The sequence below is a fragment of the Okeania sp. SIO2B9 genome (genome assembly GCF_010672505.1).
Classification (GTDB): Bacteria; Cyanobacteriota; Cyanobacteriia; order Cyanobacteriales; family Microcoleaceae; genus Okeania; species Okeania hirsuta.
The window spans coordinates 1-3,539 of sequence record NZ_JAAHGK010000823.1 but is presented as its reverse complement, the minus strand read 5'-3'; the positions used below and the strand labels follow the sequence as shown (position 1 = coordinate 3,539).

Below are 3,539 nucleotides of genomic sequence, written 5' to 3'. Positions count from 1 at the left end.
TTTTTTTTTTAATTATACGGCGACCAACGAAATTTACCCTCTTTCCCTACACGACGCTGCTCCGCGAACAAAGTCAATTTACTTACGGTGCTTTATATGCAGATCCATTACCTATTGGAGGGGCAGGAATTCCACCCACATTACTAATGCAAGATATGCGACATTTTTTACCAGATTATCTTCTAGAAGTTTACCAAAAAACTAATCGAGGTACAGATAATTTGCGAGTCAAAATTTGTCAGACTTTTCAAAAGTCAATGTTTTGTGTAACAACAGCAGCACTTTTAGGATTAGCACCTCATCCTTTAGATACAGAAAATCCAGAGGAACAAGCAGCAAATCAAGCCTATTTAGAAGCGTGGATGGATCGATTTTTAACATCACAAATACAAGAAGTTAATAGTTAGCTATCGCCTATACTTTTACTCTAACTTTCATAATTAATTGTTCATTGTTTGAGGTGAAAAACAATGAACAAACTTTACTTTATGGCTTTAGTAATTAATATCAATATTAAATACTAAAATGCTGGCTATATCTCCCCTCTTGTGAAGTGGGTTCATCAGATTGTGTGGATATTATATTAGGAGTCACCATTAGACATCTCCGATAATTCAACTGAAACCCCTGTAAAAAGGTCGTTAAATCTTAATTTCCGCAGAGGTCTATTACTGTTAGGATATATCAAAAGCTTAAAACTCAGACAACGCAATATTTTTCCTTTTTCCTTCTTTCTTCTGCTACATTATACCCAGTAAAATTGAATAATATTAACAATAAACTGGAGTGATTTTTAGATTGGATTTACCTCTATCTTTGATATCTAGATTAAGTATCATTTTTTTTCATATTTAAATGCTCAACTACTCCGCTTTTCAATACAAAAAAATATAAATAGAGCTTGCTGATTAAATATAAAAACATTGACATATAAAGACAAGTGCCTTTTTGGGAACGAAAAAAGTGCGCCTGTTTCAGTCTAAAACGCTCAAAAAGTTAGTATTTTAGGCGCATAGTTGGGCAGAAAAATCATTCTTACAATTCTTACTCCTACTTCCTCGCTCATTCCCATTTATCCTATCTCCTGTCTCCTGTATCCTGTCTCCTACTAAAATACTTTTTCAGCAAACCCTAAATAATATCAATAGCAAAGAAAATACGGTTAAACAGATTTTTTTTTAAAAGTGCTATATTTGGCTTATAAATTTTTATAAAAAATCCTGGTGAATAAAAAAAGACCTCAATCTATATTATCTATAATCGGCCGTAAAATTATTAATCAAACATCTAGATTATTGAGATTACCTACTATTGATAATTTAGAAGCTCAACTACAGGAAAAAACTGAGCAACTAGAGCAAATATATGCACAACAAAAAGCAATATATCGGGCGATCGGCAAGATTAGAGCATCTCTCGACCTAGAAACAATCTTTCGCACAACCACAAAAGAAACTTGTAGACTTTTAGGTGTCGAACGAGTCTCAGTATATCGTTTTAATGAAGACTGGGGAGGTGAATTTGTTGGTGACTTTGAATTTGCTGAAGTTGGTTGGGATGAACTCGAATTTATATACAAAAACACCGTTTGGAATGATAGTTATCTTCAGGAGCATCAAGGTGGTCGGTATCGCAATAATGAAACACTTGTAGTAAAAGACATTTATAAAGCAGAGTTGTCACAATGCCATATTGAAATATTAGAACAATTTCACATCAGAGCATATGCCACTGCTCCTATTTTTATTAAAAAAAAACTATGGGGTATTCTAGCTGCTTATCAACATTCTAAACCCCATGAATGGGAAACTTCTGCCGTAAATTTTTTGAGTCAAATTGCTGTTCAACTAGGCTTTGCAGTGCAGCAAGCAGAACAACTAGCTGAAGTCGAACAAAAAGCCAAAGATTTACAAGCAGCTAGCCAACAACAAATGATTTTATTCAACTTAATTTCAGAAATTCGTGAATCTCTCGACCTCCATACCTTATTTAAAACTACTGCCAAAGAGGTCAGAAAAGCTCTAGAGAGCGATCGCGTAGGCATATTCCGCTTCTACCCAGAAAGTAACTACTGCTATGGAGAATTTGTTTCTGAAAGCGTTTTACCCATTTATGATTCGGCCCTTTCGATCAAAGTGAATGATTATTGTTTTGGCGAACAGTATGCCATCCATTATCAACAGGGGCGTATGCAAGTGCTGACAGATATTTACAATGCTGATTTAAAAGACTGTCATATTGAAATCTTAGAGCAATTTCAGATTAAAGCACAAATTATTATGCCTTTAATCATGGGTTCAAAACTTTGGGGACTGCTTTGTATTCATCAATGTGAAAAAAGCCGTGAATGGACTTCCACTGAAATTAGATTCGTCAAACAATTAGCAACTCAGTTTAGCGTCGCTTTAGAACATTCCCATCTACTTGCTCAAACTCGCTCACAAGCAGATGAGTTAGGTAAAACCCTAGATGCACTTCAAGAAGCAAATCTCAAGTTAGAACGTCTGGCTCGACTGGATGGTTTAACTAAAATTTCTAACCGTCGTTACTTCGATGAATTTTTAGACCAAGAATGGCGACGAATGGCAAGAGAAAAACAATTTTTATCTCTAATTATGTTTGATGTGGATTATTTCAAACTATACAATGATGTTTACGGTCATCAACAAGGAGACAAATGCTTGATTAAAATAGCTCATGCAGCTCAAGGGGTTTTGAAACGTCCGGCAGACTTGTTAGCTCGTTATGGGGGGGAAGAGTTTGCTGTGATTTTATCAAAGACTGACCAAAGTGGGGCTTGTGAAGTAGCAGCACAGATTCAATCAGCGATTAAGGCTTTAGGTATTCCTCATCCTAGTGGGAAAAAACAAATAGTTACTATCAGTCTTGGTGTTACGACTCAGATCCCTTCATTGGCTCAAACACTCCATACATTTATAGGCCAAGCTGATCAAGCTTTATATGAAGCTAAACAACAGGGACGAGATTGCTGGATACATTTTAGTATGATTTCTGCTTCTCGAGATACAAAGGACTTTTAAGATGACTGCAAATTTTCAAACTATGATGCGATCGCACAAATATATCTCAATAATTTACTCCAGAGGCGTTGGTGGATTATTGTATGATATTAACCTTAATTACTTAGGAGTCAGGAGGACCGAGTCAGGATTCAGGAGAAAGAAATGTACTTTTCGGTCAATTAAGTAAAGACAATATCTAATCTTGCCATTCAAAGAATTACTCTTATACCAAATTCACCCAAAGGCAGTTACATCTTAATTTGTGATTTATTCCTAAAAGAAAAAATTATAAATTCCATAAATTCTCAAATTTCCACCTTTTTTCCTCTTGAATATTTATGTTTCTCTGTTCCCTGTTCCCTGTTCCCTGTTCCCTGTTCCCTGTGTATTCAATCTGAAGAGCAATTTTCTAGAGTGGCGTTGGTGATTGGAGGTATGAAATCAGTAATTTAGGTAAATTCATACCAATTTCATAAAATATTGCTACAGTGACGACACAGGGAACAGGGAACAGGG

The 3,539-nt window shown here is 35.5% G+C and carries 3 protein-coding genes; all 3 read left to right on the top strand.

What is annotated here, in order from left to right; all coding sequences use genetic code 11:
* Window positions 1-407, top strand: a 407-nt coding sequence (locus F6K13_RS24000; protein WP_287288602.1) for a CO2 hydration protein, incomplete at its 5' end; no start/stop codon positions are given.
* Window positions 408-1,223: 816 nt separating this feature from the next.
* Window positions 1,224-3,041, top strand: a complete 1,818-nt coding sequence (locus tag F6K13_RS23995) for a diguanylate cyclase domain-containing protein (protein WP_205127665.1) — start codon at window positions 1,224-1,226, stop codon at window positions 3,039-3,041.
* Between the two features lies 1 nt (window position 3,042).
* Window positions 3,043-3,210, top strand: a complete 168-nt coding sequence (locus tag F6K13_RS23990; protein ID WP_205127666.1) for a hypothetical protein — start codon at window positions 3,043-3,045, stop codon at window positions 3,208-3,210.
* Window positions 3,211-3,539: the final 329 nt, after the last annotated feature.

What these genes read in the sequence shown, in the direction of transcription:
- F6K13_RS23990 (WP_205127666.1), top strand. Translation starts at nt 3,043, where the DNA reads ATGACTGCAAATTTTCAAACTATGATGCGATCGCACAAATATATCTCA.